21 protein-coding genes, 1 tRNA gene, 2 rRNA genes and 3 pseudogenes (1 of these 27 only partly in view) are annotated in these 23,391 nt (G+C 60.3%); 8 read left to right on the plus strand and 19 right to left on the minus strand.

The features are described 5' to 3' along the window. The 4 genes from sphantq_RS20470 to sphantq_RS20485 all read left to right on the plus strand — a co-directional run. A 23S ribosomal RNA gene (locus sphantq_RS20470) occupies positions 1 to 1,334 on the plus strand; it begins 1,473 nt to the left of the window's first position. Between the two features lie 199 nt (positions 1,335 to 1,533). Then, a 5S ribosomal RNA gene (gene rrf / locus sphantq_RS20475) occupies positions 1,534 to 1,648 on the plus strand. A gap of 184 nt (positions 1,649 to 1,832) precedes the next feature. Continuing rightward, positions 1,833 to 1,909: transfer RNA gene (locus sphantq_RS20480), tRNA-Met, on the plus strand. A 46-nt stretch (positions 1,910 to 1,955) separates the two neighbouring features. Beyond that, complete coding sequence (locus tag sphantq_RS20485; RefSeq protein WP_272800560.1) at positions 1,956 to 2,126, plus strand: hypothetical protein; 171 nt, start codon at positions 1,956 to 1,958, stop codon at positions 2,124 to 2,126. A 381-nt stretch (positions 2,127 to 2,507) separates the two neighbouring features. On the opposite strand, the pseudogene sphantq_RS20490 reads toward sphantq_RS20485, so the two are convergent. From sphantq_RS20490 to ectA, 10 genes and pseudogenes are all read right to left on the minus strand, one after another. Next, a pseudogene (locus sphantq_RS20490) lies at positions 2,508 to 3,092 on the minus strand (recombinase family protein); the annotation flags it as partial. A gap of 194 nt (positions 3,093 to 3,286) precedes the next feature. Continuing rightward, on the minus strand, positions 3,287 to 4,015 hold the full coding sequence (gene istB / locus sphantq_RS20495) for an IS21-like element helper ATPase IstB (RefSeq protein ID WP_272798407.1): 729 nt from the start codon (positions 4,013 to 4,015) through the stop codon (positions 3,287 to 3,289). Beyond that, entirely contained in the window at positions 4,002 to 5,516 is a 1,515-nt protein-coding gene (gene istA / locus sphantq_RS20500) for an IS21 family transposase (protein ID WP_125999130.1), read from the minus strand. The genes istB and istA overlap by 14 nt, the downstream gene beginning before the upstream one ends. Before the next feature lie 391 nt (positions 5,517 to 5,907). Continuing rightward, the gene (locus tag sphantq_RS20505) at positions 5,908 to 7,251 is read right to left on the minus strand and encodes an MFS transporter (protein ID WP_272800561.1); all 1,344 of its coding nucleotides are present in this window, start codon (positions 7,249 to 7,251) and stop codon (positions 5,908 to 5,910) included. Then, entirely contained in the window at positions 7,248 to 8,477 is a 1,230-nt protein-coding gene (locus sphantq_RS20510) for an MFS transporter (RefSeq protein WP_066608615.1), read from the minus strand. Before sphantq_RS20510 ends, sphantq_RS20505 begins: the two co-directional genes overlap by 4 nt. Positions 8,478 to 8,497: 20 nt before the next feature. Next, positions 8,498 to 9,940, minus strand: coding sequence for an aspartate kinase (locus sphantq_RS20515; RefSeq protein WP_129927682.1), 1,443 nt, complete (start codon positions 9,938 to 9,940; stop codon positions 8,498 to 8,500). Then, positions 9,937 to 10,857 (minus strand): ectoine hydroxylase, encoded by a 921-nt coding sequence (gene thpD, locus sphantq_RS20520; RefSeq protein WP_272800280.1) that lies wholly within the window; start codon positions 10,855 to 10,857, stop codon positions 9,937 to 9,939. Before thpD ends, sphantq_RS20515 begins: the two co-directional genes overlap by 4 nt. A gap of 85 nt (positions 10,858 to 10,942) precedes the next feature. Then, the gene (locus sphantq_RS20525; RefSeq protein WP_272800281.1) at positions 10,943 to 11,356 is read right to left on the minus strand and encodes an ectoine synthase; all 414 of its coding nucleotides are present in this window, start codon (positions 11,354 to 11,356) and stop codon (positions 10,943 to 10,945) included. Positions 11,357 to 11,370: 14 nt separating this feature from the next. Next, positions 11,371 to 12,681, minus strand: a complete 1,311-nt coding sequence (ectB, locus tag sphantq_RS20530; protein ID WP_272800282.1) for a diaminobutyrate--2-oxoglutarate transaminase — start codon at positions 12,679 to 12,681, stop codon at positions 11,371 to 11,373. 15 nt (positions 12,682 to 12,696) lie between these two features. Next, entirely contained in the window at positions 12,697 to 13,140 is a 444-nt protein-coding gene (ectA, locus tag sphantq_RS20535) for a diaminobutyrate acetyltransferase (protein WP_336314458.1), read from the minus strand. A 314-nt stretch (positions 13,141 to 13,454) separates the two neighbouring features. Here ectA and sphantq_RS20540 point away from each other — a divergent pair, with 314 nt between their 5' ends. Both sphantq_RS20540 and nhaA read left to right on the plus strand, forming a co-directional pair. Next, positions 13,455 to 13,943 (plus strand): MarR family winged helix-turn-helix transcriptional regulator, encoded by a 489-nt coding sequence (locus tag sphantq_RS20540; RefSeq protein ID WP_272800567.1) that lies wholly within the window; start codon positions 13,455 to 13,457, stop codon positions 13,941 to 13,943. A 140-nt stretch (positions 13,944 to 14,083) separates the two neighbouring features. Next, positions 14,084 to 15,286, plus strand: coding sequence for a Na+/H+ antiporter NhaA (nhaA, locus tag sphantq_RS20545; protein ID WP_272800283.1), 1,203 nt, complete (start codon positions 14,084 to 14,086; stop codon positions 15,284 to 15,286). 21 nt (positions 15,287 to 15,307) lie between these two features. Here nhaA and sphantq_RS20550 read toward each other — a convergent pair whose 3' ends face one another. After that, positions 15,308 to 15,463 (minus strand): hypothetical protein, encoded by a 156-nt coding sequence (locus sphantq_RS20550; RefSeq protein WP_165363678.1) that lies wholly within the window; start codon positions 15,461 to 15,463, stop codon positions 15,308 to 15,310. 8 nt (positions 15,464 to 15,471) lie between these two features. Between sphantq_RS20550 and sphantq_RS20555 the strand changes: the two are divergent. Then, positions 15,472 to 16,086: pseudogene (locus sphantq_RS20555) on the plus strand (SMP-30/gluconolactonase/LRE family protein); the annotation flags it as partial. On the opposite strand, the gene sphantq_RS20560 reads toward sphantq_RS20555, so the two are convergent. The 6 genes and pseudogenes from sphantq_RS20560 to sphantq_RS20580 all read right to left on the minus strand — a co-directional run. Next, positions 16,011 to 17,144 (minus strand): glycoside hydrolase family 43 protein, encoded by a 1,134-nt coding sequence (locus sphantq_RS20560; protein ID WP_272800284.1) that lies wholly within the window; start codon positions 17,142 to 17,144, stop codon positions 16,011 to 16,013. The pseudogene sphantq_RS20555 and the gene sphantq_RS20560 overlap by 76 nt on opposite strands. Positions 17,145 to 17,267: 123 nt before the next feature. Continuing rightward, positions 17,268 to 17,780 carry a hypothetical protein gene (locus sphantq_RS24430; protein WP_443021567.1) on the minus strand — a complete coding sequence of 171 codons (513 nt, stop codon included), beginning with the start codon at positions 17,778 to 17,780 and terminating at the stop codon, positions 17,268 to 17,270. A 16-nt stretch (positions 17,781 to 17,796) separates the two neighbouring features. Next, positions 17,797 to 18,417, minus strand: a complete 621-nt coding sequence (locus sphantq_RS24435; RefSeq protein WP_443021568.1) for a family 43 glycosylhydrolase — start codon at positions 18,415 to 18,417, stop codon at positions 17,797 to 17,799. Between the two features lie 495 nt (positions 18,418 to 18,912). Then, positions 18,913 to 19,980: a pyrimidine utilization protein A gene (gene rutA / locus sphantq_RS20570; RefSeq protein ID WP_129927498.1), complete on the minus strand. Its 1,068-nt coding sequence runs from the start codon at positions 19,978 to 19,980 to the stop codon at positions 18,913 to 18,915. 5 nt (positions 19,981 to 19,985) lie between these two features. Next, positions 19,986 to 20,768, minus strand: a complete 783-nt coding sequence (gene rutD, locus sphantq_RS20575; RefSeq protein WP_272800285.1) for a pyrimidine utilization protein D — start codon at positions 20,766 to 20,768, stop codon at positions 19,986 to 19,988. Continuing rightward, positions 20,761 to 20,916: pseudogene (locus sphantq_RS20580) on the minus strand (Rid family hydrolase); the annotation flags it as partial. The gene rutD and the pseudogene sphantq_RS20580, both read right to left, overlap by 8 nt. Positions 20,917 to 20,996: 80 nt before the next feature. Here sphantq_RS20580 and sphantq_RS20585 point away from each other — a divergent pair. Next, complete coding sequence (locus sphantq_RS20585) at positions 20,997 to 22,040, plus strand: IS110 family transposase (protein WP_272798613.1); 1,044 nt, start codon at positions 20,997 to 20,999, stop codon at positions 22,038 to 22,040. Between the two features lie 236 nt (positions 22,041 to 22,276). Here the strand turns inward: sphantq_RS20585 and sphantq_RS20590 are convergent, their stop codons facing one another. Together sphantq_RS20590 and sphantq_RS20595 are read right to left on the minus strand one after the other, a co-directional pair. Continuing rightward, positions 22,277 to 22,552, minus strand: coding sequence for a RidA family protein (locus tag sphantq_RS20590; RefSeq protein ID WP_272800286.1), 276 nt, complete (start codon positions 22,550 to 22,552; stop codon positions 22,277 to 22,279). Beyond that, positions 22,552 to 23,277: an isochorismatase family protein gene (locus sphantq_RS20595; RefSeq protein ID WP_272800287.1), complete on the minus strand. Its 726-nt coding sequence runs from the start codon at positions 23,275 to 23,277 to the stop codon at positions 22,552 to 22,554. The genes sphantq_RS20590 and sphantq_RS20595 overlap by 1 nt, the downstream gene beginning before the upstream one ends. Positions 23,278 to 23,391 lie beyond the last annotated feature (114 nt).

Genomic DNA, 23,391 nt, shown 5'->3' on the forward strand with positions numbered 1-23,391 from the left:
CGTAAATGGTCTGGGCTTATTGGATTGCTCCAGGCTGTGAAGTTGTCCCAGGAAATAGCCCCTCCGTATAGACCGTACCCTAAACCGACACAGGTGGAATGGTAGAGTATACCAAGGCGTTTGAGAGAAGTATCCTGAAGGAACTCGGCAAATTGCCTCCGTACCTTCGGAAGAAGGAGGCCCCACATAAGCGCAAGCTCTTGTGGGGGGCACAGGCCAGGGGGTAGCGACTGTTTAGCAAAAACACAGGGCTCTGCTAAGTCGGCTTCAAGACGACGTATAGGGCCTGACGCCTGCCCGGTGCCTGAAGGTTAAGAGGAGGAGTGCAAGCTCTGAATTGAAGCCCAGGTAAACGGCGGCCGTAACTATAACGGTCCTAAGGTAGCGAAATTCCTTGTCGGGTAAGTTCCGACCTGCACGAATGGCGTAACGACTTCCCCACTGTCTCCAGGATATGCTCAGCGAAATTGAATTCTCCGTGAAGATGCGGAGTACCCGCGGTTAGACGGAAAGACCCCGTGCACCTTTACTGCAACTTCAGAGTGGCATTAGGAAAGAGCTGTGTAGCATAGGTGGGAGGCTTTGAAGCATCGACGCCAGTTGATGTGGAGCCATAGGTGAAATACCACCCTGCTGTTTTCTGATGTCTAACCTCGTACCGTTATCCGGTACAGGGACCCTCTGTGGTGGGTAGTTTGACTGGGGCGGTCGCCTCCTAAAGAGTAACGGAGGCGCGCGATGGTGGGCTCAGGACGGTTGGAAACCGTCTGTTAGAGTGCAATGGCATAAGCCCGCCTGACTGCGAGACTGACAAGTCGAGCAGAGACGAAAGTCGGTCATAGTGATCCGGTGGTCCCTCGTGGAAGGGCCATCGCTCAACGGATAAAAGGTACGCCGGGGATAACAGGCTGATGATTCCCAAGAGCTCATATCGACGGAATCGTTTGGCACCTCGATGTCGGCTCATCACATCCTGGGGCTGGAGCAGGTCCCAAGGGTTTGGCTGTTCGCCAATTAAAGTGGTACGTGAGCTGGGTTCAGAACGTCGCGAGACAGTTTGGTCCCTATCTGCCGTGGGCGTCGAAATTTGAGAGGAGTTGACCCTAGTACGAGAGGACCGGGTTGAACATACCTCTGGTGTACCAGTCGTTCCGCCAGGAGCGCAGCTGGGTAGCTATGTATGGACGGGATAACCGCTGAAAGCATCTAAGCGGGAAGCCTCCCTCAAGATAAGATTTCTCAGGACGGTCGAAGACCACGACCTTGATAGATCGGATGTGGAAGTGCGGTAACGCATGAAGCTAACCGATACTAATTGTCCTATTCGCGCTTAAACGGTTCACTTGTGAACCGCAGAGTCCCACCATCAACGACAATGCTGGAAACAGCAAAGCTCGGCGATCGCAGGTTGTTAAGCCAGCCCAGATATACGCTTACAAAACATACACCAAACGCGGCTGTTGCCGTGTTTGGCAAGCAAATACTCATGTGCACGGCATCGATCAAAAACCCATATATGCGCCAGCTTCATTGCTTGGTGACCATAGCGTCTGTGACCCACCCGATCCCATCCCGAACTCGGCCGTGAAACCAGTCTGCGCCGATGGTACTATTGCTCAAGCACTGGAAGAGTAGGGCGTCGCCAGGCATTGAAGCTCGCGCATATATCGGACAAACATAAAACCCATTCATAAGTCTCATAAAAGGGCGACCCAAAAGGTCGCCCTTTTACCGTTGGTGACGCGGGATGAAGCAGCCCGCCGTCAGACCGCAAAAGCGGGATGACAAGCAAAAATGCTTCGCAGGCTGCAAAACGCAGCCCATGTTGGTGACGCGGGATGGAGCAGCCCGGTAGCTCGTCAGGCTCATAACCTGAAGGTCGCAGGTTCAAATCCTGCTCCCGCAACCAACGAAACCGACATTCCACAAAGCCCCGACGCCAAAGCGCCGGGGCTTTGTGCATTCTGCGCCACTCGACGCTGTTCGATCCACTCCAGGATTCTGCCAAACTCGCCATGGAGCATGGCGTTGACCTCACCACGCTTCGCGCCGGGCGTAAGCTCGATGCGCTCGATCAGCGCCCGCAACGCATCGGCGGCTTCCTGGCGCTCCTCCGGCTGCGATAGTGCGTGCGTCAATCGCTCGACTTTGCGCCGATAAATCTCGGAGATGTTGGGATGGATGTCCGGCACGTCAGCAGGGGCCGCAGCCAAACGAGCGCGGATCGCATCCTCCTGGGCTTCCAATTCCAAAAGCTCATCGACCAGCGCGCGCGTGCCCTTGCCTGCCTTTGCGAGTGTCACGAGACCCTTGATGGCCTTGACGACTTTCTGCAGGTCGGTTCGATCGGCACTTTCTGACGCGCGGCGCTGGTGGTTAATGCGATTATTCTCCTCGACATAGGTCCGAATGGCCTCTGCCGCGACCTCGGGGGTCATCATGCGATCGCGCAGACCATCAAGGACGCGCGCTTCCAGCTTGTCGCGTGTGATGCTGTGGCTGTTCGAGCAGCTTTTCGTATCACCATGGTTCGAACAGGCAAACCGCCCCTGCCCGCGAAGGGAATAAGGACCGCCGCAGCAGCCGCAATAGACCAGGCCTGAGAGAAGGCTTTTGGGGCGATGCGTTCGATTAAGAGCTGTATGGGCAGAGCGCGTTGCCTCGATGACGTCGGCATATTGGATCGCGATATTCTCCTGCCTTGCCTTCACAGCCTGCCAGAGTTCTTCATCCACGATCCGCAGGTCAGGAACCTCGGTCACAATCCATTCGGATTTGGGATTGATGCGGGAGACCCGCTTGCCGGTTTGCGGGTTCTTCAGATAGCGCAGCCGGTTCCAGACAAGTTTGCCGATATAAAGCTCGTTGTTGAGGAGGCCTGTGCCGCGCTTGGCGTGGCCGCGGATCGTGGTTGATGTCCACAGCTTGCCCGTTGGGGCTGAAATCCCGGAATCATTCAGACGGCAGGCGATTGCGTGGGGGCTGAGCCCGTTGGCGAACTGTCGGAAAACCTGGCAAATGACTTCAGCTTCGGCGGCATTGATACTCCGCTCGCCGTGGACCGGTTCGCCTTCGCTGGAGAAGCGCCGCACGACGTCATAGCCAAAGCTGTCAATCGGCGTGCAAACGGGACCCCTTATCGGCGCGCAAAAGGGACCCCCTGTCAGGATGGCGGAGCGTTGATGTGACGGGCTTCCTTGCGCTGCGCGCGGCGTAGGGAGGGCGTAGCCCGACCGGAGGCGCGCGCAGCGCAAAACATCTTCTAATTGATCGGTGCTGGGGGGGATCAGCTGCGGTTTTTGAAGCGCCAGCTGTCATTGCCGGTCTCGACGATGTCGCAATGATGGGTGACGCGGTCGAGGAGCGCGGTGGTCATCTTGGGATCGCCGAACACGGTGGGCCACTCGCCAAAGGCGAGGTTGGTGGTGATGATGACGCTGGTCTGCTCATAGAGTTTGCTGATCAGGTGGAACAGCAGCTGGCCGCCTGATCGGGCGAACGGCAGATAGCCCAGTTCATCGAGCACGATCAGATCGAGGCGGGATAGCTGGGCGGCGAGAGCGCCACTCTTGCCGATCCTGGCCTCCTCTTCGAGGCGGGTCACCAGATCGACCGTGTTGAAGTAGCGGCCTCGGGCGCCGGAGCGCACTACATTGGCGGTGATGGCGATGGCCAGATGGGTCTTTCCTGTGCCTGTGCCGCCGACCAGGACGATATTGCGCCGTGCGGGCAGGAACGCGCCGCTGTGCAATGAACGCACAAGCCCCTCGTTGATCGGGGTACCCTCGAACCGGAAGGCATCGATGTCCTTTACGACTGGCAGCCTGGCAGCGGCCATCCGGTATCGGATCGACGCGGCATGACGATGCGTCGCCTCCGCTCGCAGGAGATCGGTCAGTATCTCCATGGTGGTGCGCTGGCGCTGAAGGCCGGTGGTGACGGCATCGTCGAACGCGCCCGCCATGCCCTTGAGTCCAAGCCCGCGCATGGCCTCGATCATATCATGCCGCTGCATCGAAGGTCCTCAGCTGGTCGTAACGGGCACAGTCGGCGATCGGGGGATGGCGCAGAGCGCTATCCTCGGAGGTGATGATCGTCAGAGGACGCGGCGGTTCCCGGCGTCGTGCCAGGATGTTGAGGATCAGGTCGTCGCTTGCCGTGCCCGTCGCCAGTGCCTCACGCACAGCGGCTTCGACAGGCTCCAGGCCATCGGTCAGTACGGCCGACAACACACGGACGAACCGGCGATCGGCATCGTCGCCATTACCCAGCTTGCGGCGCAGGCGGGCAAGCGCCGGTGGCAGATCCCAGTCCTGGAAGGGGGCACCGTTCCGCAGCGCGCCAGGCTTGCGGGCCAGCACTGGCAGATAATGCCAGGGGTCATAGATCGTGCGGTTGCGCCCAAAGTAGCGAGGATGTTCAGCGACAACCTCTTCGCCGCAGCGAACGACGATGCGATCGGCATAGGCGCGGACCTGCACCGTGCGTCGTGCCACCGTCGATAGCACCGAGTAGCGATTGCGGTCGAAGCTGATCAGGCAGGTGCCGGTCACAGCATGCTCGCTCTCATTGAAGCCGTCGAACGGTCCCAGCATCGGCTGCAGCGCAGATCGTTCGATCTCCAGCATCTGCGCCACGGTCAGCTCTCCCTGTTCGGGATGGGGCTGCCGTTCCGCCCAGCGCCGACACTCGGCCTCCAGCCAGCCATTGAGCTCTTCGAGACTGGCGAACCGCAACCGGGGCTGGAAGAAGCGACCCCGGATCGTCTGCACCTGGTTCTCGACCTGACCCTTCTCCCATCCCGCCGCAGGCGAGCAGGCCGTGGGCTCGACCATATAATGGTCGGTCATGATCAGGAACCGCCGGTTGAAGACGCGTTCCTTGCCGGTGAACACGCTCGTCACAGCCGTCTTCATATTATCGTAGATGCCGCGCCCTGGCACGCCGCCGAAGAAAGCAAAGCCGCGCGCATGCGCGTCGAACAGCATCTCCTGGCTCTCACGAGGATAAGCCCGGACATAGACCGCGCGTGAGGCACACAGTCGCATATGCGCGACCTTCACCCGCATCGGTGCCCCGGCGATCTCAACATCTTCATGGCTCCAGTCGAACTGGTAGGCCTCGCCTGGCCTGAACATCAGCGGGATGAAGGCCGTGACACCATCGCCGGCATCTTTGCGCCGCTCGATCTTCCAGCGCGTCGTATAGCGCCGCACCGCATCGTAAGAACCCTCAAAGCCTTCGCGCACCAGCAGGTCATGGATCCGCGTCATCCGCAGCCGGTCACGCCTGCCGCGCAGCTCGTTCTCTTCCAGCAGCGTGTTCAGGCGCTCCTGAAACGGACCGATCCTGGGCAGCGGCTGAACCTTGCGCTGATAATCAAAGGCGCCCTCCGGCGCTCGGACCGCTTTGCGGATGACCTTCCGCGACACATGCAGATCCCGTGCGATCGCCTTGATCGCCTTGCCTCCGGCATACTCGCGCCGGATCCGTAAAACTGTCTCCAAAACCAACATCCCGATCTCGCCGCCTGAAAATCCAGCCGGCTGCTTAAACCATCGAAATGAGGGGTCCCTTTTAGACGCCGATCACCCCGCTAACGGGGTCCTTTTTGCACGCCGATCCACATGCTGCGGCGGTGCCTGCGCTGTTGGCCGCGCTTGCGATGTTCAGCGCGGGCTGGATGCGTCGCGATCGCTAGGGCCTGCTCGACTGAGGTTGGGCTTTCCTCAAATCGATCTGCTAATCAGAATAGGCTTTGGCTGGTCCCAAGCGAAGCGGGCTGGATCAGAAATGCTTTCGCCTTCATCCAGCCCCACAATCCGTCACGATCAATAGGCCAGCCCTGTCGCCTTGGTTAAAGGCCGACTTTTGCCCTTTTTCGACCCCTGTCAGAAAGAGATCGGCTCATGTGTTGGCCCTCCTAAAGACATTCTCACGAAGCGACCGCCCGGCCGTCTCAGGCATGAACCGAAGCGCGACGAGGCCCACGAGACAGGCGAGCATCATGTAGAAGGCCGGCATCAATTCATCGCCGGTTGCGCCGATCAGACTGCTACTGATAGCAGGGGCTGTCCCGCCAAATATCGAAGTCGACATATTATAGGCGATCGCAAAGCCCGCAAATCGAACCGGTGTGGGGAAAAGGGCCGGAAAAGTCGCAGAAATGGTCGCCAGTTGCGGGACATAGAGCAGTCCAAGCAACACGAACCCTAAAATCGCTCCGACAAGTCCCGTCGCCATCAGCATGTAGAGCGGAACCACCGCCAGTAGCAGGCCGACGAACGATAGCCGCCACATCGGGCGACGGCCGATCCGGTCTGACAGATGACCTGCAAAAGGCAAAAAGAGCATCATGAAAAGCATACCGATGATCGGCACGAGCAGCGCTTCATCGGAAGACAGGCCGATACGCCGCTGCAAATAGGTCGGCATATAGCTGAGCAGCGTATAGTTGACGACATTGAGCGCCACCACCAAGCCACTGACAACCATCATCGGTCGCCAGTGTTCGCGCACCAGTGTTTTGAGCGCTGGCGAACCGCTACCATCGGCGGCCTGTTCGCGAAAGACCGGCGTGTCCTCCATTTTCGAACGCAGATACATGCCGATCAGGCCCATGGGCGCGGCCACCAGAAACGGAATCCGCCAGCCCCAGTCATGCATCACCGCGTCGCCCAGCAGGAGTGAGAAGCCGAGCATCAGCACGGCACCGAACGAAAAGCCGGCCAGCGTTCCGAATTCCAGGAAGCTGCCATAGAAACCGCGCCGGTCGTCTGGCGCATATTCGGCCATAAATGTCGCTGCGCCGCCATATTCGCCACCGGTCGAAAATCCCTGCACCATACGCAGCGCGATCAGCATCGCGGGCGCGCCCCAGCCTATCTGCGCATAGGAAGGAATCAGTCCGACCGCGAGGGTAGCCCCCGACATCAGCAAGATGGTGAGGGCCAAGACCGACTTGCGCCCCAACCGATCCCCCATCGGTCCCCAAAACAGCCCGCCCAATGGTCGCACAATGAAGGAAATGGCGAAGGTCGCCAGTGCAAACAACACAGCGTCATCCACATTGCCGGGGAAAAGCGCTGCCGAGATATAGGTTACACCATAGGCATATATGCCATAGTCAAACCATTCGGTTGCATTGCCCAGCGCAGAAGCTGTGATGGCGCGCCGCAAAGTGGCCCTGTCGGCCATGGCTCTATCGGCTTCGGCCTCCGGGGCTGACAGGATTTTGGCGGAAGCGATCATGACAAATGTCCATCTGCGGTATTAGGGTCGAGCAGCGATGCCACCGGAGTGGTGCGCGGAACGATCTGAAAATCCTGTTGATCGGGCGCTGGAGGGGTGGCCGTCTGGCGCCATAGACCGAAAACAACTGTGGCTCCGGCGCATAGGGCGATGAAGAAGAACATGCCGCCGCCGGGCGCAATGCTCATCATTAACGCCGCGCCCAATGGACCGATCGCTGCGCCGACGGCATAGAGCAGCACCAACCGTCCGCTTGCCGCGATCCGCTCCGTCGTCAGCAGCCGATCGTTGCAATGGGCGACGCACAGGGGATAGAGGGCAAAGCTGAGGCCGCCGAACAGCGCGCCAAGCCCCAGCAATTGCGGCCCGCGCGACACCGGCATCGCCAACAACATGCACAAGGTGAGCGTCGCAGCGAAGCAACCCACGATTACGCGCCGTCGATCAAGACGGTCGGACAAGCGACCGAGCGGCCATTGCAGAGCCACCCCGCCCAGGATCACGACCATCATGAAGCTGGCGGTCGCGCCTAGATCCAGCCCCAGTCGCCGGACATGGACCGCAGCCATACCGTAGAAGGCGCCCAGCATCAGCCCCGTCGTCACAGCGCCAAAGGTGCCAAGGGGGGACGCGGCGTAGAGGGTGCGGATTGAGAAGGCCGGCGCCTCCATGGGCGTCGGCGCAGCGCTGCGGGTCAGACACAGCGGAATGATGGCCAAGGAAATGAGAAGGGAAGCCAATTGAAACGGCGCAGTCGGCTGCGCGCCGCTCGCCGCCAGCAGCAATTGTCCGACCGCCTGCCCCGAATAGAGCGCCACCATGTAGGCGGCCAGCACGCTGCCGCGCGTATGCGCTTCGGACCGGTCATTGAGCCAGCTTTCAAGACAGATGAACACGCCCGCCACACAGATGCCATCGACGAACCGGAGACAGGCCCAGAACAGCGGAAACCGAACCAGCGCATAGGCGAGCGTGCTGGCGGACAATAGGGATACGAAGGCGGCGAAGGCGCGGATATGCCCGACCTGGCGCACGATGCCGCCAGCGCGCAGGGCGCCGATCACCAGCCCCCCGAAATAGGCGGTGGCGACGGCGCCGATCGCCATGGTGCCCGCCCCTGCCCGTTCGAGCCGAAGGCTTATCAGCGTGGACAGGAAGCCGCTGCCCGCCATCAACATGAAGATGGCGAGCAGCAGGCTGCGAACAGGATGGATTGCGGCGAACATGGATGATGATGGAACGTGGTTCAGGCCGCGCGCCGATCCTCCGTGGCGTCAACTCCGCCCTCTATCAACGCGCGGTGAAGCGCGCGCACTGCGCGATCAAAATGGTTGATATCGACGATGAATTGCACATCGACGTTGCGAATCTGATGCTGCATCGCGATGATCGGCACATGTGCGGCCGCCAGAGCCTGAAACGCATCGGGCATAAGCCCTGGTCGTGATATATCGCTGCCGATGACCGACACGATCGCGATCGGTTGGGCCGATATGGCCGCATCGGGATAGCGCCCCTGAAGGTCGGCGATCACCCGCTTCACCGTCGCGGCATCGGCCGACAGATAATGGGTGATGGTGTTGGCGTTGGACGCCTTACTGACGATCCATGCGCCATGACGGGTCAGCGCCTCCAGAATGGCGGCGTCATAACCCTTAACTCCAACCATATCCTGCTCGAAAAACTGCAGCGCCTGCGCGTGGCGCACTCCCGTCACGATCTCAACGCGCGGCATGTCGGAGACGTAATCGCCGCAGATCAGCGTCCCGCCATCCTCCCTGTCGAAGGTGTTGCGCACACGCAGCGGAATGTCGGTCTGACGCAGCCCTCTGCCCGCGCCGGGGTGGATAGCCTCCATCCCAAGGTTCGCTAACTGGTCCGCCACATCGTAATTGGTGCGGCCGATCTTACGCGCCTTATCGGCGCCGACGAGGCGCGGATCAGCGCTCGACAGGTGAAACTCCTTGTGAATGATCGCCTCGGATGCGCCGGTCAAGACGGCGATGCGGGAAAATGTCATTTCAGAATAGCCGCGCGCATAGCGACGCACCATCCCTTCGCTGCACCCCGCATAGCCGGTGACGATCGGCAGGGTGTTACCAAGATCGATGGATGCGAAGGCCTGCACGATGCGATCGTCCAGTTCCCGCATGTCCTGCTGGTCCCACAAGGTGAGATCGACAAATTGGGCGTTGACGCCGCGATCGCGCAGCAACAGCGCGGTCGAATGCGCGCTGTGCGCTTCGCCAAGACCCGCGAGCAACTCGCGCACCGTGACCAGCTGTTCCTTGACGCAGAACCGGCCATGGCTGCGCAGCCGCGCCAGATCATCGAGGCAGGCGGCGACGGCGTCTATGCGCATGTCGACAAAGGCGTTCGCCTCCGCCAGCCGGTCAGCCCGCACGAACATGGCCCTATTGCGATCCTGCATGGCGCCGCGCACCATTTCTATCGCCTCGCGCCAGCCATCGGCATCCTCATCGGCGACGAAGCGCGCATAAACGCCCGGCTCGCCGCTTTTCTTATGCTCCAGCAGCAGGTCGGTCATGCCGGCATAGGCCGACACCACGAAGATGCGATTATATAGGTCTGCATCCTTGCGCCCGCCGATCAGCACATTGTCGAATAATGTAGCGGTCGCGGCCATGGAGGTGCCGCCGATCTTTTCGACGCTATGAAAGTTGCTCATGCCAATGCTTCCTCCATCAGCGGCCCGCTGACCGGCGTGATGACATCCGGCTCGCCGCGCGCTGCTATGAAAGCGGGGCGCGGCCTGTCTACGCCGAAGGGCGCGATCAGCCGGTTCGACACCGCGTTATAGACCAGAAAAGCGTTGGCGCGCGGGAACGGCGTGATGTTGCCATTCGATCCGTGCATGATGTTGCAATCGAAGATCACGACCGATCCTGGCTTGCCTGTCGGCGCCACGATGCCGTGACGATGCGCCAGTTCCGCCAGGCTGTCCTCGTCGGGAACGCCATATTCCTGCTTTTTGAGCGACTGGCGATAATGGTCCTGCGGTGTTTCGCCCACGCAGGTCAGATATTGGCGATGCGATCCGGGAATCAGCATCAGCGGGCCATTATGCGGCGTGTTGTCCGCCAGCAGGACCGACATGGATAATGCCCGCATTCGCGGCATCCCGTCCTCGACATGCCATGTCTCGAAATCGCTGTGCCAATAGAATTCCTTGCCCTGGAATCCCGGTTTATAGTTGAGGCGCGACTGGTGTATGTAAACATCGTCGTCCAGCAGGAAGCGGGCGACCCCGGCTAGTCGCCGGTCGGCTGCCAGGCGCGCGATCACGCGGCTCTGGGCATGAATACGGAAGATGGACCGGACTTCCTTGCTGCCTGGCTCGGCGATCACCGTTTCGGCTTCCAACGCATCGGGATCGCCCAGCAGCTTGCCTGCCTCGTTCTGTAGGAACATGACTTCATTGTCGGAAAACATGTCTTCCAGCATCAAATAGCCGTCACGCTCGAAGCGTTCCGCCTGTTCGCGCGTGATAGGCGAGTCCTGATGCCAATCGCTATGGACTACGGGATCAAGGCGCGGTAAAAATTCCGCCACGCTATCGTGGCGGGATGGGTAGAGGTCTTTCATGGGACTCCCCCTTTTCAGGTGATAGATGGTTTAATGCGATTTCTAATCAGATGGATTCATCTGAGGCCTGGGCAATCGCATAACATCAGTCGGCCAGCGCGTGTTCGCGCGGCGCACTTGTGTCGGCGGGATAGGCGCCCGTCTCATCATGTACTTCCTTGCCGGTCACCGGCGGGTTGAAGGTGCAGACGCACAGGATGTCGGTTTCCGGCCGCACGATATGCTGGTCATGAGCGTCAAGCGCGTACATGACGCCGGGCGCCAAACGATGCGTGACACCGCTGCCCAGATCCTCAATCGTGCCCTTGCCCTTAAGCACCAGCACCGCTTCCAGATGATTCTGATAATGCATGTGCAGTTCCTTGCCAGCGTACATGGTGGTGACGTGGAAGGAGAAGCCCATATTGTCGTCCTTGAGCAACAGGCGGGCGCTCTCCCAGCCTTCGGACTTCACGTTGCGGTCGGACTTGCGGATATCCTGAAGTTTGCGAACGATCATTTGTCGTATCTCCTTTATTCTGCGGCGACGCCATAGGTGACGGCCAAGGCCGAGCGGACGCTTTGCTCAAGAATGTCGAGGCCGGCCGACAGGACCGAATCGTCGATCACGAGGGGTGCCAACACCTTGACGATTTCGTCATGCGCGCCGCTGGTTTCGATGATGAGTCCCTGCGCAAAGCAAGCGGCGGTGATGGTTTGCGCGATCTCGCCCGATCCGACATCAATACCGCGCATCATGCCGCGCCCACGAATGGACAGGCCATGTTCAGTCGCCATCGCTGCGAGCCGGCGCTCCAGCAACGCGCCGCGACGGGCGATATCCTGCTGAAAATTGCCGTCGCTCCAGAAATGCCGGAGCGTCGCAGTCGCAGTGACGAAGGCGTGGTTGTTGCCGCGAAAGGTGCCGTTATGCTCGCCGGGCGACCATTGGTCGAGTTCGGGGCGGAACAGGGTCAGCGCAAAGGGCAGGCCCATGCCCGACAGCGATTTGGCCATGGTGACGATATCGGGCGTAAAACCCATGCCTTCGAAGCTGAAGAAATTGCCGGTGCGACCGCAGCCCGCCTGAATATCATCGATGATCATCAACGCGCCGTGGCGCTTTGCGATGTCGGCGATCTGGCGTAGCCATCGGGGCGATGCGGCATTGAGACCACCTTCGCCCTGCACCGTCTCCACCAGAATGGCCGCCGGCGCGTCGAGGCCGCTCGACGGGTCCGAAAGGCGACGCTCCAACTGTTCGGCGGTGTCCACGTCGGGACCATGATAGCCATCATAGGGTTCATGGCTGACATGGTTCAAAGGCACGCCGGCGCCACCGCGTTTGGCGGCGTTGCCGGTGCAGGCCAGCGCGCCCAGCGTCATCCCATGAAAGCCGTTGGTGAAGGCGATCACCAGTTCGCGCCCCGTGATCTTGCGCGCCAGCTTGATCGCAGCCTCGACAGCATTGGTGCCGGTCGGTCCGGTGAACATGGCGCGATAGTCGAGGTCGCGGGGCGTAAGGATCACATCCTCCAGCGCGGCGAGGAAGTCCGCCTTGGCGTCGGTATGGAGATCAAGCCCATGGGTGATGCCATCGTTGACGATATAATCGACCAATGCGTTTTTCAGGACCGGATGATTATGGCCATAATTGAGGGTGGAACAGCCCGACAGGAAGTCGAGATAACGACCGCCCTGATTGTCATGCATCCACACGCCTTGCGCCTGGTTGAACTGGCGCGGCATGGCGCGCGCATAACTGCGCACGGCGGACTCGCGCCGTTCATAGATGGCGGTGTCGGGGATGGAGGCGGTCGCCTTGGGATAGATGTCGATGGTCATAGTGGTTGATCCCTCTTAGGAATGGGCCGGCGTCTGCAGCGGGCCGATGCATGTCTGCCACTCGGTGGCGTGAGCGCCGGCAAAATGGCGATTGCGCTCAAAGCGTGCGCTCTTGTCGATGGACGCGCCCCATCGCCGGGCCAACCCTTCGAACAGGCCCCAGGATGCGTGATTATCTTGTGTTATGGTCGTCGTCAGATGGGTGACGCCGGCCTGTTGTGGTCGCGCCAGCAAAGCTTCGATCATACGACCGGCAAGGCGCTGGCCCCGCGCGGCGGATGACACCGCCACTTGCCAGACGAAGAATTTGTCGGACGCAGCGGGTGGGCGATAACCCGACACCCAGCCCACCATTTCGCCGCCTCGCTCAGCGACGATGCAGCTATCGGCGAAGTCCGTGCATTGTAGCAGATTGCAATAGGCCGAATTGGTATCGAGCGGCGGGCAAGCCGCGATCAGTCCGCTGATGGCCGGCCCGTCGGTCGGGCGGGGCTTTCGAAGGTCAATGTCCTGCCCCTTGTTCTCTTGCGAACACGCAGAAGCCCGTGGCGGCTCGGCGGCCGCTGTAGCTTGGGAATCAAAGATTGTTTATCTCCCGAATTATATTTTGCTCAGGATGGCTGATGCATCCCGGCGAGATGGGCCGCTATATGCCCGGATGCCTCGAAAATTTCAACCCGGCCTACGAAATTATATTTCATTGTATGAAGGATTATGGCCGATGTCCTGAGACGGTTGGTTCCAAAGCCGCTTTCCAGCTATGGCGAAAAGCTATGGACTCTGAAATTTCCTCCCTCACTCTTCGGGCGTTACGACGCGTTCTGCGGGCCACCGAAATCGGTAGCCGTCAACTCGCCGCCACAACCGGGCTGACGCCTTCTCAAATGCTGGTATTACGTGAGATCGACGTGCGTGGATTGACGACGCCATCGACTATCGCTCACGCTGTGCAGTTCAGCCAGGCGACGATTACGGCAATCGTCGATCGCCTTGTCGCCCTGGGCTTCGTACAGCGCCAGCGCAGCGAAACGGACAAACGCCAATTTCGCCTCAGCCTGCTGCCAGAGGGGGTCAGGGCGCTGGCCGAGGCGCCGGACCCGCTTCAAAAGCGCTTTACCGATCGGTTCGATGCGCTGCCTGCATGGGAACGGGCGATGATTTTGGCTGCGACGGAACGGCTGGCCATGTTGATGGACGCGCAAAGTATCGATGCCGCGCCACTGCTCGATGGTGGTCGCATTGATCGCATCGAGCCGGATTGATATTTGGCGATGCGCCGGGTTGCGCAGGCGCATCGGGCTTGGCATAGCGCCCGTCGGGTGTTCGCCATGATGCAGGCGGGCAGGTTTGTGTCGTTGGTCGGGCCGCCAGCGTGCGACGTCCCTTGCCCGGAGTTTCCCTGATGGCCTTATCGCGCGCCAAGCCACTCAGCGCCCTGCGTCAGTTTCTCGAAGGTCAGGCCTCCGCCGGACTGGTGCTAATGGGTGCCGCCGTCATCGCCATGGTCGTCGCCAATTCGCCTGCGGCAGCGGATTACGAGCATGTGCTTCACAGCATGGTCGGACCGCTATCCTTTCATCATTGGGTGAATGATGGCCTTATGGCCATCTTCTTTCTGCTCGTCGGGCTGGAGATCAAGCGCGAAATCATGGACGGCCAGCTTTCTTCCTGGCCGCGCCGGATCTTGCCGGGCATCGCCGCGGCGGGGGGCATGGCCGTGCCAGCGCTTGTCTATCTTGCTTTCAACAGTGGCGCTACAGCCCGCGGCTGGGCGATCCCTGCCGCAACGGACATTGCCTTTGCGCTTGGCGTCATCGCGCTTCTGGGCAACCGCGTCCCCATATCTCTGCGAGTCTTCCTCACAGCGCTCGCGATCATTGACGATCTGGGCGCTGTCGTGATCATCGCCTTTTTCTATACGGCGCAAATCTCTTTGTTCGATCTTGGCGCGGCGGCGGTTATCACCTTGCTTCTGTTTGCGCTCAACCGGAGCGGCGTGCGCCGCCTTGCGCCCTATCTGCTCATTGGAGCCGTGCTGTGGATTTTCGTGCTGCGGTCGGGCATCCATGCCACTCTGGCGGGCGTGATACTGGCCTTTGCCATTCCGCTGCAAGGAACCCCAGGCAAGCCGGACGCCGATGAGCATAGTCCGCTCCATCGTCTCGAACATTGGCTGCATTTGCCTGTCGGATTCCTGATTGTGCCGATATTCGGCCTGGCCAATGCCGGCGTTCCGATATTGGGCCTCCAGCCAGAAGCTTTCACCGCGCCGGTCACGATCGGCGTGGGACTTGGGTTGTTGGTCGGAAAAGTCATCGGGGTGTTCGGCACGTCCATGATTGCGATTCGATTGGGAATCGCCGACATGCCCGCCCATGCCAGCCGCCTGCAACTTGCGGGTACCGCGCTGCTCTGTGGCATCGGCTTTACGATGAGTCTGTTCATTACGCTTCTCGCCTTTTCTAACGATCTGCTTCTTCAGGCAGAGGCCAAGATCGGCATTGTCGCAGGATCGCTGCTGGCGGGCTTGCTGGGCTATGCTTTGTTGAGGGTGGCGAAAGGCGAGAGATCAGAGGGTGCTGGCGACAACCAATCGATCGCTTAAGCTCAACCAAACACATAGCTATCAATCGGAGGCGTGATCCATTTTTACGCCAATCCCGGCACCTTCTACACCGCGCTCGGCAATATCGATTTCCGCGTCATGGACGGCAACCCCGCCGCCACGGCGATCCGTTTCCATTCCGCCCAGCATAGCTTCGTCAGCCCTGTCGATTTCCACATCGGATCCCCGCCAGCGACATCGCCGTCATTCCGGCGACGCCCACCGCTACCCATGATGGCGCGGCCACTGTGCTATCGGTCAACTGGTGGAATAATGGCGAGTTCAAGGATCAGATCGACCCCGCCACCTATCAGTTCACCACCCTCGTCGAGATGTTCGCCCGCGATATGGCACGGCGCGACGCGCGGGATTATGTGCCATCCGACGGCAGCGTGGTCCTGCCCGCCTGGCGGGTTCTCGCGCAAGGGCCGGCGGACCATCGCGGCCTGCGCTTCTCGGACTCGCTCGACAGCTATGGCTTCATTCAGGGGCGGCCAGGCGAGCGTGTCTATGTCGCCAACGGCCAGGTCTTCGTCTACGCTGCCACTGGCAAGGAAATCGGCCGCATCGATTTGCCCGAACGTCCCTTGCAGATACCGTTCGGCGGGCCGGATCGACGCACCCTCTTCATCCTGTCTCATCATGGCGTGTATGTCGTGAAGTTGGATATGGAAGGCGCGGCAGATAATCGGTTCGTCCTGGCCTGCCCCACGCCTCGCGTGCCTCATGGGGCTGCGCTGTCTTTACCACTTTTCGCGACGAGCGGATTGATCGTCTGGATGGTGCCGTCTGGATTATAGCGCAACTCCGTCACTTTGACATTGCGAAGGCGGGTCTGCCCTGACAGCTGCGTATCGGCATAGAATAGCCACCAGCGGCCATTCCATTCGACGATTGAATGATGCGTCGTCCATCCTTCGACCGGCTCGAGGATGCGCCCCTTGTATGTGAACGGGCCATAGGGTGAATCGCCGATCGCATAGGCCAGATAATGGGTGTCGCCAGTCGAGTAGCTGAAATAGTATTTACCCATATATTTATGCATCCAGGACGCCTCGAAGAAGCGGCGATCATGATCGCCGCCCAGCAACGGCTTGCCCTTCTCGTCCATGATCTGCACCGCCTTGGGCGTTTCGGTGAATTCCAGCATGTCGCCTGTCAGTTTGGCGACGCGCGGCGCCAGTGCGGGCTTGTCGTCCTGGCCCAAATCGGTCTTCGACCCATTGGCGTCATATGTGCCATCGACATTGCGTTGAAGTTGCCCGCCCCAGATGCCGCCGAAATAGACATAGCTCTGCCCATCATCGTCGGTGAAGACGGCCGGGTCGATCGAATAGCTGCCCTTGATTGGCTGGGGCTGCGCCTTGAATGGACCCATCGGGTTCTTCGACGTCGCCACGCCGATGCGGAAAGCGCCCTCCTTATCCTTAGCCGGGAAGTAGAGATAATAGGTGCCATTCTTGTATGCGGCATCGGGCGCCCACATCTGCTTGTCGGCCCAGGGCACATCTTTGACGTCCAGGGCTACCGGTCCGACCGTTACCGGCCCACCGATCTTGTCCATCGACAGGATGCGATAGTCGCGCATCTCGAAATGCGCGCCCAGATCGTCTTCGGGCGTCGGGCCGTCGATATCATGGCTGGGATAGACGTAGATTTTGCCGTTCCACACATGCGCGGACGGGTCGGCGGTATATATGTCTTTCACCAAGGGTTGAGACAGATAGTCGGAAGCGTCGCCGCCGCTGTCGCTGGATTCCTGCACCTTGTTTTCCGGCTGCGCCGATGGCTGGCACGCGGTTGCGAGCAAGGTCGTGGCAAGCGCGAGCGGCGCCAGTTTTCGCAATGGCATGAGCATGGCTGTCCTCTCCGATTGTGCGACATTCATTTATGAAATCGAAAGATAGCGCTATCATAAATCGCGCGCAATCCCTGTCATGCAACGTGTCGATAGCGGCGGTGCGGATCATGGCGTCGCTCGTCAACGGGCCGGACTATAGTGATAGAGGCCGATGACCGTGCCCACGAAGCCACCTGCCTTCTTCGTACTGAGCAGCGTGGCGTCGATATCGTCCTTGAGCGTCTTCGTGCTGCCGCCCACCCCATAGTCGAAGCCGATCGTCCCGCCGGTCACGCGGATGGTCAGGGTTACAGGGCCGCTGTCGACGACAGGCGCGCAGGCGACCAACCCGTCGGTATCGGCGGCGTCGCGGGTGTAGAGGGCGACCACTGGCTTGCCCGCGATCCGGGTGAGCCCGAAGAACAGGTTGCTGCGGTCGCTCTGCACGGCGGCGAGGCCGGCGCGGTCGCCCTCTCTGGCCGGCGTGTAGCGTAGCGTCGTGGAGAAGGTGGCGTTGCTATGCTGTTGCCGCCGCCCGATGAAGGCGGGAACGCCGTTCAGGTCGCCAAGGCGCGCGCCGCTGTCCAGCGCCAGCGCGCCGCCCGCGAGATGATAGAAGGGCTTTTGCGGCGTACGGATGCCGATCCATTCCATCGGCAGCTTAGTGCCGTCAAATTCCTCGACATAGGCGAAGTCGCCGCTGCTGGGTACAGTGGGTTTGGGCTGGACGGGTCGATCCCTTCGAACGGCAACCAGATCGGGTCGGACCAGGGCCGGCCGGGTCTTTGGCGGTGATGACGAAATTGCCCTTACAGTCGACGCAGGTGTTGACGATGTAGAAGAGGCCATCGTGATAGCTGATATGCGGCGCGAACACGGCTTGAGAGATGCGGCGGCCTTTGAAATCCAACTGTTCCGGCCGGTCAATCGCGTTGGCGATCTGGGTCCAGTTGACCAGATCCCTCGAGCGGAAGATCGGCAGGCCCGGATAATGGGCGAAGGACGAATTGACGAGATAATAGTCGTCGCCCACGCGCGTAACCGACGGGTCGGGATAATAGCCGGTCAGGATCGGGTTGCGATATTCGCCGGGCTTGACCATGATCTTCTCGGCCCACTTCCCCGCATAGGTAAGCGTTCGAACGGCGCCGGCGCGGTTTGGGCCGGCGCGGTTTGGGCCGGTGCTGCGAACAGCGAGATAGACAGTATCGCGGGCATAAGCGCAGACAGGCGCAGGGTCCGGTGGAACATGATCAATCTCTCCTTCAATCGCCGCGCTTTGGTGCGCCACGCTTGTAGTTAGCGCTAACATAAACTGGGATGAAATGCCGAACGGATAGCCGGATTCTACGCCGCGGTTCGAAACCGGCGGTGTGGAAGTCCAGATGGTGCATGGCGATACGTCCGCCGTTCCGAAAGGACGCGCGGCAGCGGGGCGAGGAGCGGTCAAGGCTCTCGCCGCCGTCTGCCTCCAACTTGGCGGAAAGGGCTGCGGCATCGTCAGCAGGGGGCCCCGATCGGTGATCGTGCGCAGCAGATTGGGACAGAGCGCGGCGATCGGCAGACAGTCCGCGCCATCCCGCGATAACAATATCAGCGCGCCGATGCCGCTCGTCGATCTGCCTATCGTGCGCGCAATACTGCAATATCATCATGCGCGATCGGCGGACATCGGTTTCGTCAGCAACTGCGTAACGCCATCGCCGACGGCATAGGTGGAAGGATCATCGTCACCAAAGGACGGTCCGTCCAATCCCTATCTTTCCCAATATCGGTCAAGCCGCTTTCATGGCATTGCGGGACGGCTCTTCATCAGCGGTTGGATGCGGGTGCCGAATGCTTCCACCCCTTCGAGAAAATCGTCAAAGGTCAGCAGCACGCCCCCGGTATTCGGCACTTGCGCCATCTTGTCGAGCATATGCGCCACGCTTTCGTAGCTGCCGACCAGTGTACCCATGTTGATGTTGACCGCTCCTTCGGGCGCCGCGAGTTGGCGCACGTTTGTGTCGCTGTTCACAGTGTCCTTGGCGCCCTGATCAGCCAGCCAGGCGATAGCGTCGACATCGACGCCGTCATTGTAGCTTTGCCATTTAGCCATGGCTTCTTCATCGGTTTCGGCGGCGATCACCATAACCAGCACGAAGACTGAAACGTCGCGACCCGTCTCTGCGGTGAAGTGGGCCAAGCGATCGTTGTTGAAGGCGAAAGCGGTCGGCGTATTGACGCCCTTGCCAAGGCAGAAGGCATAATCCGCCCACTTGGCCGAGAAGGCGAGTCCCGCATCGGACGAACCTGCGCAGATGATCTTCATGTCCGCTTGCGGTTGGGGGCGGACGAGACAGTCGTCCATCTGATAATATTGGCCGTTGAAGTCGGAGCGGCCGGTTTTCCACAATTCGCGCAATATGCGTGCATATTCATCGAGCACGTCGTAGCGGTTGCGAAAATGCTCGTCGCCCGGCCAAAGGCCCATTTGTGTATATTCGGGCGGTTGCCACCCGGTAATCAGATTAAGCCCGAACCGGCCATGGCTGATGCTGTCGATGGTGTTGCACATGCGTGCGGCGAAGGCGGGCGGAATGATCAGCGTGGGGCAGGTGGCGAAGATCTTGATCTTTTCCGTCACCGCCGCAAGCCCGGCCATCAGGGTGAAGCTTTCAAGCCCATATTCCCAAAACTGCGTCTTGCCGCCGAAGCCGCGCAATTTAATCATCGAGAGCAGGAAATCCATCCCATATTTCTCGGCGCGCTGGGCGATCTCCTTGTTGAGATCAAAGCTCGGCATATATTGCGGGGCGTTCTCGCTGATCAGCCAGCCATTATTGTTGATGGGAATGAAAACGCCGACCTGCATGGATTTCAACTCCTGAGAAATTCGAGAGCGATGCGGTTAAAATGGCCGGGATCGGTCACGTTGCAGGCATGACCGCCCCATTCGAACGTGGCGACAGCCGCGTGGGCGACCGGCTCCGCGAGATCGAGGGCGGTGGCGAAAGGCACGAGAAAGTCGTCGCGGGTGGCAATGACGAGCAACTGTTCAAACGCCGCCAGCGCCGCCGGATCGGGCGCATAGGCCTGGACGGCGGCGATGCGCTTGGCGGTCGTCTCGACGCCGGGAAATGCTGCGATATGGTAGTCTAGGTCTGCCGTCAGTTCGTCGTCATGGGCGGCGATCCAGTCTGGCGGATACAGGAAAAGCGGCTGCGCTTCCAGAAAGGCTTGCTCGCCTGCGCCATGCAGCAGCGCGAGGCGTGCGTCGAAACAGCGCCGCGTATGCGGCGAAAGCGACCGCCAGCCGTTGATGACGACCAGTCGGTCGATCCGTCCCGTGCAGATGGCGGTTTGGATGCCGATGGCCCCGCCCAGCGCATGGCCGATGCAATGCGCGCGCGCGATGCGGAGAGCATCCATCAGCAGGATCACGTCGCCAGCCATGTCCTCGACCGATGTGGTGTCGGGAAGGATGCGGTCGCTGCGGCCGGTGCCGCGATGATCGTAAGCGATGATGTGGAAATGTTCTGCCAAGGCCGCCAGGTTGGGCGTCCAATAGCGCGCCGAGCCACCCAGTCCGCTGGACAGGATCAGAGCGGGCGCATTCGCGCTCCCGTGTGTTTCATAGTAAAGCCCTGCCGCCTCAGCCAAGATGCGCGACCGAGGCGATCTCGACCAGACAGTCGGGTTTCACCAGTTCGCATTTGACACAGTAGCGCGCGGGTTTGTCACCCGGAAAATATGTGGCGTAGACCGTGTTGAAGGCGGCATAGTCATCTAGGTTTTTGAGGAAAATGTGTGTTGGGGTGGACGACCCCCGAACGGCATCAAAGTGTGCCAGAATGAGGTCGTTGTAGATCTCAACCGAGGAGGCCGTCCGTGGAACAGTTTATCCGAGTTGGAATGGATACGTCAAAGCATGTCTTTCAGCTGCATGGCGTGAATGCGGCCGAGGAGCCGGTATTGCGCAAGAAGCTTCGGCGCAAAGAGATGGTCGAGTTTTTCGGTAAACTGCCGCCGACGGTAGTGGCAATCGAAGCGTGCGGCGGCTCGCATCACTGGGCGCGGGAGCTGCAATCGTTGGGGCATGAGGTGAAGATGCTGCCGCCGCAATATGTGAAACCATATGTAAAGCGTGGCAAGAATGACGCCGCCGATGCCGAGGCGTTGTGCGAAGCGATGAGCCGCCCGACGATGCGCTGCGTGCCGGTGAAGACTGCCGAGCAGCAAGCGGCACTGATGTTGGTCGGTACGCGGGACCGCTTGGTTCGCAATCGCACGCAGCTGACCAATGCGATCCGTGGTTACGCGGCCGAATTGGGACTGACGGCTGCCAAAGGGATGCGGCATATCACGCCATTGCTCGACCGGATCGCGACGGATGAGACGCTGCCGGAAATGGCGCGCGATCTGTTCGCACTTCACGCCCACGAATATGCGCAGTTACAGAAGGAAATCGAAAGGGTTGAGAGCCGGCTGATGACATGGCACCGTGCTGACGAATGCAGTCGTCGCCTTGCGCAAATACCGGGCGTTGGTCCAATCGGAGCTTCGCTTTTGATGATGAAGACGCCGGCGCCTGAACTGTTTGGATCTGGCCGCGATTTTGCCGCGTGGCTTGGCCTGACACCCAGAGATCATTCGACAGCCGGGAAGACCAGACTTGGCGTCATCACCCGCGCCGGTGACGAGGCCTTGCGAAGTACCTTGATACAGGGTGCAACCGCTCTCCTCCGACAGGTGCGGATGGGGCGAAGTAAAAATGCATCTTCCTGGCTCATGGAGTTGCTCAAGCGCAAGCCGCCCAAGCTTGTCGCTGTGGCGCTGGCGAACAAGGTCGCCCGTATTGCCTGGAAAATGATGATGACAGGCGAACCCTACAAATCCCGATCTGCAGTGCCTGCACTAGGGGTCGCGGCATAGAGCTCATCGCTGCACGGGGAGTACAGCTAACGCTACCGTGCTGAGTTGGGGCTGGAACTTGCAAGAGAACGAGCAGATGGTGTGATCGATCGATCCGAAACGCGTGACACTCCGCATGAATCACTGGCCTTCACAGGTCGCGATTGTGTTTGGAACTCGCGTGGCGGAAACCATCTTGGCCCGCGGTCATGTGCGACCGCACACCGAGGCCGGACATATGATCGCAAGCGATCCGTTCAAAATATCTGTTCAGGGTTCTTGTAAGTGGGGGTCGTCCACATATGATTCATGGCGATATCCGCCATGCTACCGCCGGCCGCCTCGATCGTGGTCTTGACGACCTCCAGCACATGGCGCATCTGCGCGGCGGCATCGCCGATATGCAGCACCGTGCCGCCTTCTCCCAATGCCAGCACGCCTGAAACATAGACCGTATTGCCCGCCTTCGCCCCGGCGGAATAGGGCGCGATGGGCGTGGGGAACTGAGGCGGGTTGATCGGTTCGAAAGGCATCAGGACTCCTTTGGCGGAAGTTGGCCGACGGCGGTGCGGAAATCGGCGACGCTGCTTACCCAGCCGAAGAATGTCTCGACATTGTAGAGGCTGGCCTGGCGGACGAAGTCCGGCCCTAGATGATGCACCGCATCTTCCAGCAGCACGCCGAAATATTCGAGATGAAAGCCGTCGCGCAGCGTCGATTCGACGCAGACATTGGTGGCGATGCCGGCAAAGATCAGCGTGCGGATGCCGCGTGCCCGCAGCACGGAATCGAGCTGCGAATTGAAGAATGCCGAATAGCGCGGTTTGTGCACGCGAAGGTCGCCTTCCTGTACCGGAAGCGTATCGACAAGCTCATAGTCCCAGCCGCCGCGGGCAAGGAACTTCCCGGCAAGCGCGGGCCGCGCGCGCATGGTCTTGAGCGCATTGGATTTATGCCAATTGGGAGAGAGCGGCGTGCCGGCCTCGACATAGGCTGAATCCCAGCCGTTCTGCAGGAATATCACCGGTATGCCCGCCAAGCGCGCCGCGTCGACGACCTTCGGGATGACGCCCGCCGCGGGACCGAAATCGAAACCGGCCTCGTCCACATAGCCGCCCTGGCTGACATAGGCGTTCTGCATATCGACGACGATGACCGCCGTTGTCTCGGCATCGAGCCGGATCGCTTCGGGTCGCGCCGACAGCACCGCCGAAGGGCCGGGACGCGAGGGGGCGGGATCTATGATGGCATCGTTCACCGACGCAGGATTGAGCAGGTGCGGCAAATCGTCAAGCGGGGTTTGACCTGTTCGCTCGACCCTGTGGCGCCTGGCGCGCAGAAGCCGACCTTCCGCGCGCCAGGCGCCACCTAT

The sequence above is a fragment of the Sphingobium sp. AntQ-1 genome (assembly GCF_028538045.1).
GTDB classification, from domain to species: domain Bacteria; phylum Pseudomonadota; class Alphaproteobacteria; order Sphingomonadales; family Sphingomonadaceae; genus Sphingobium; species Sphingobium cupriresistens.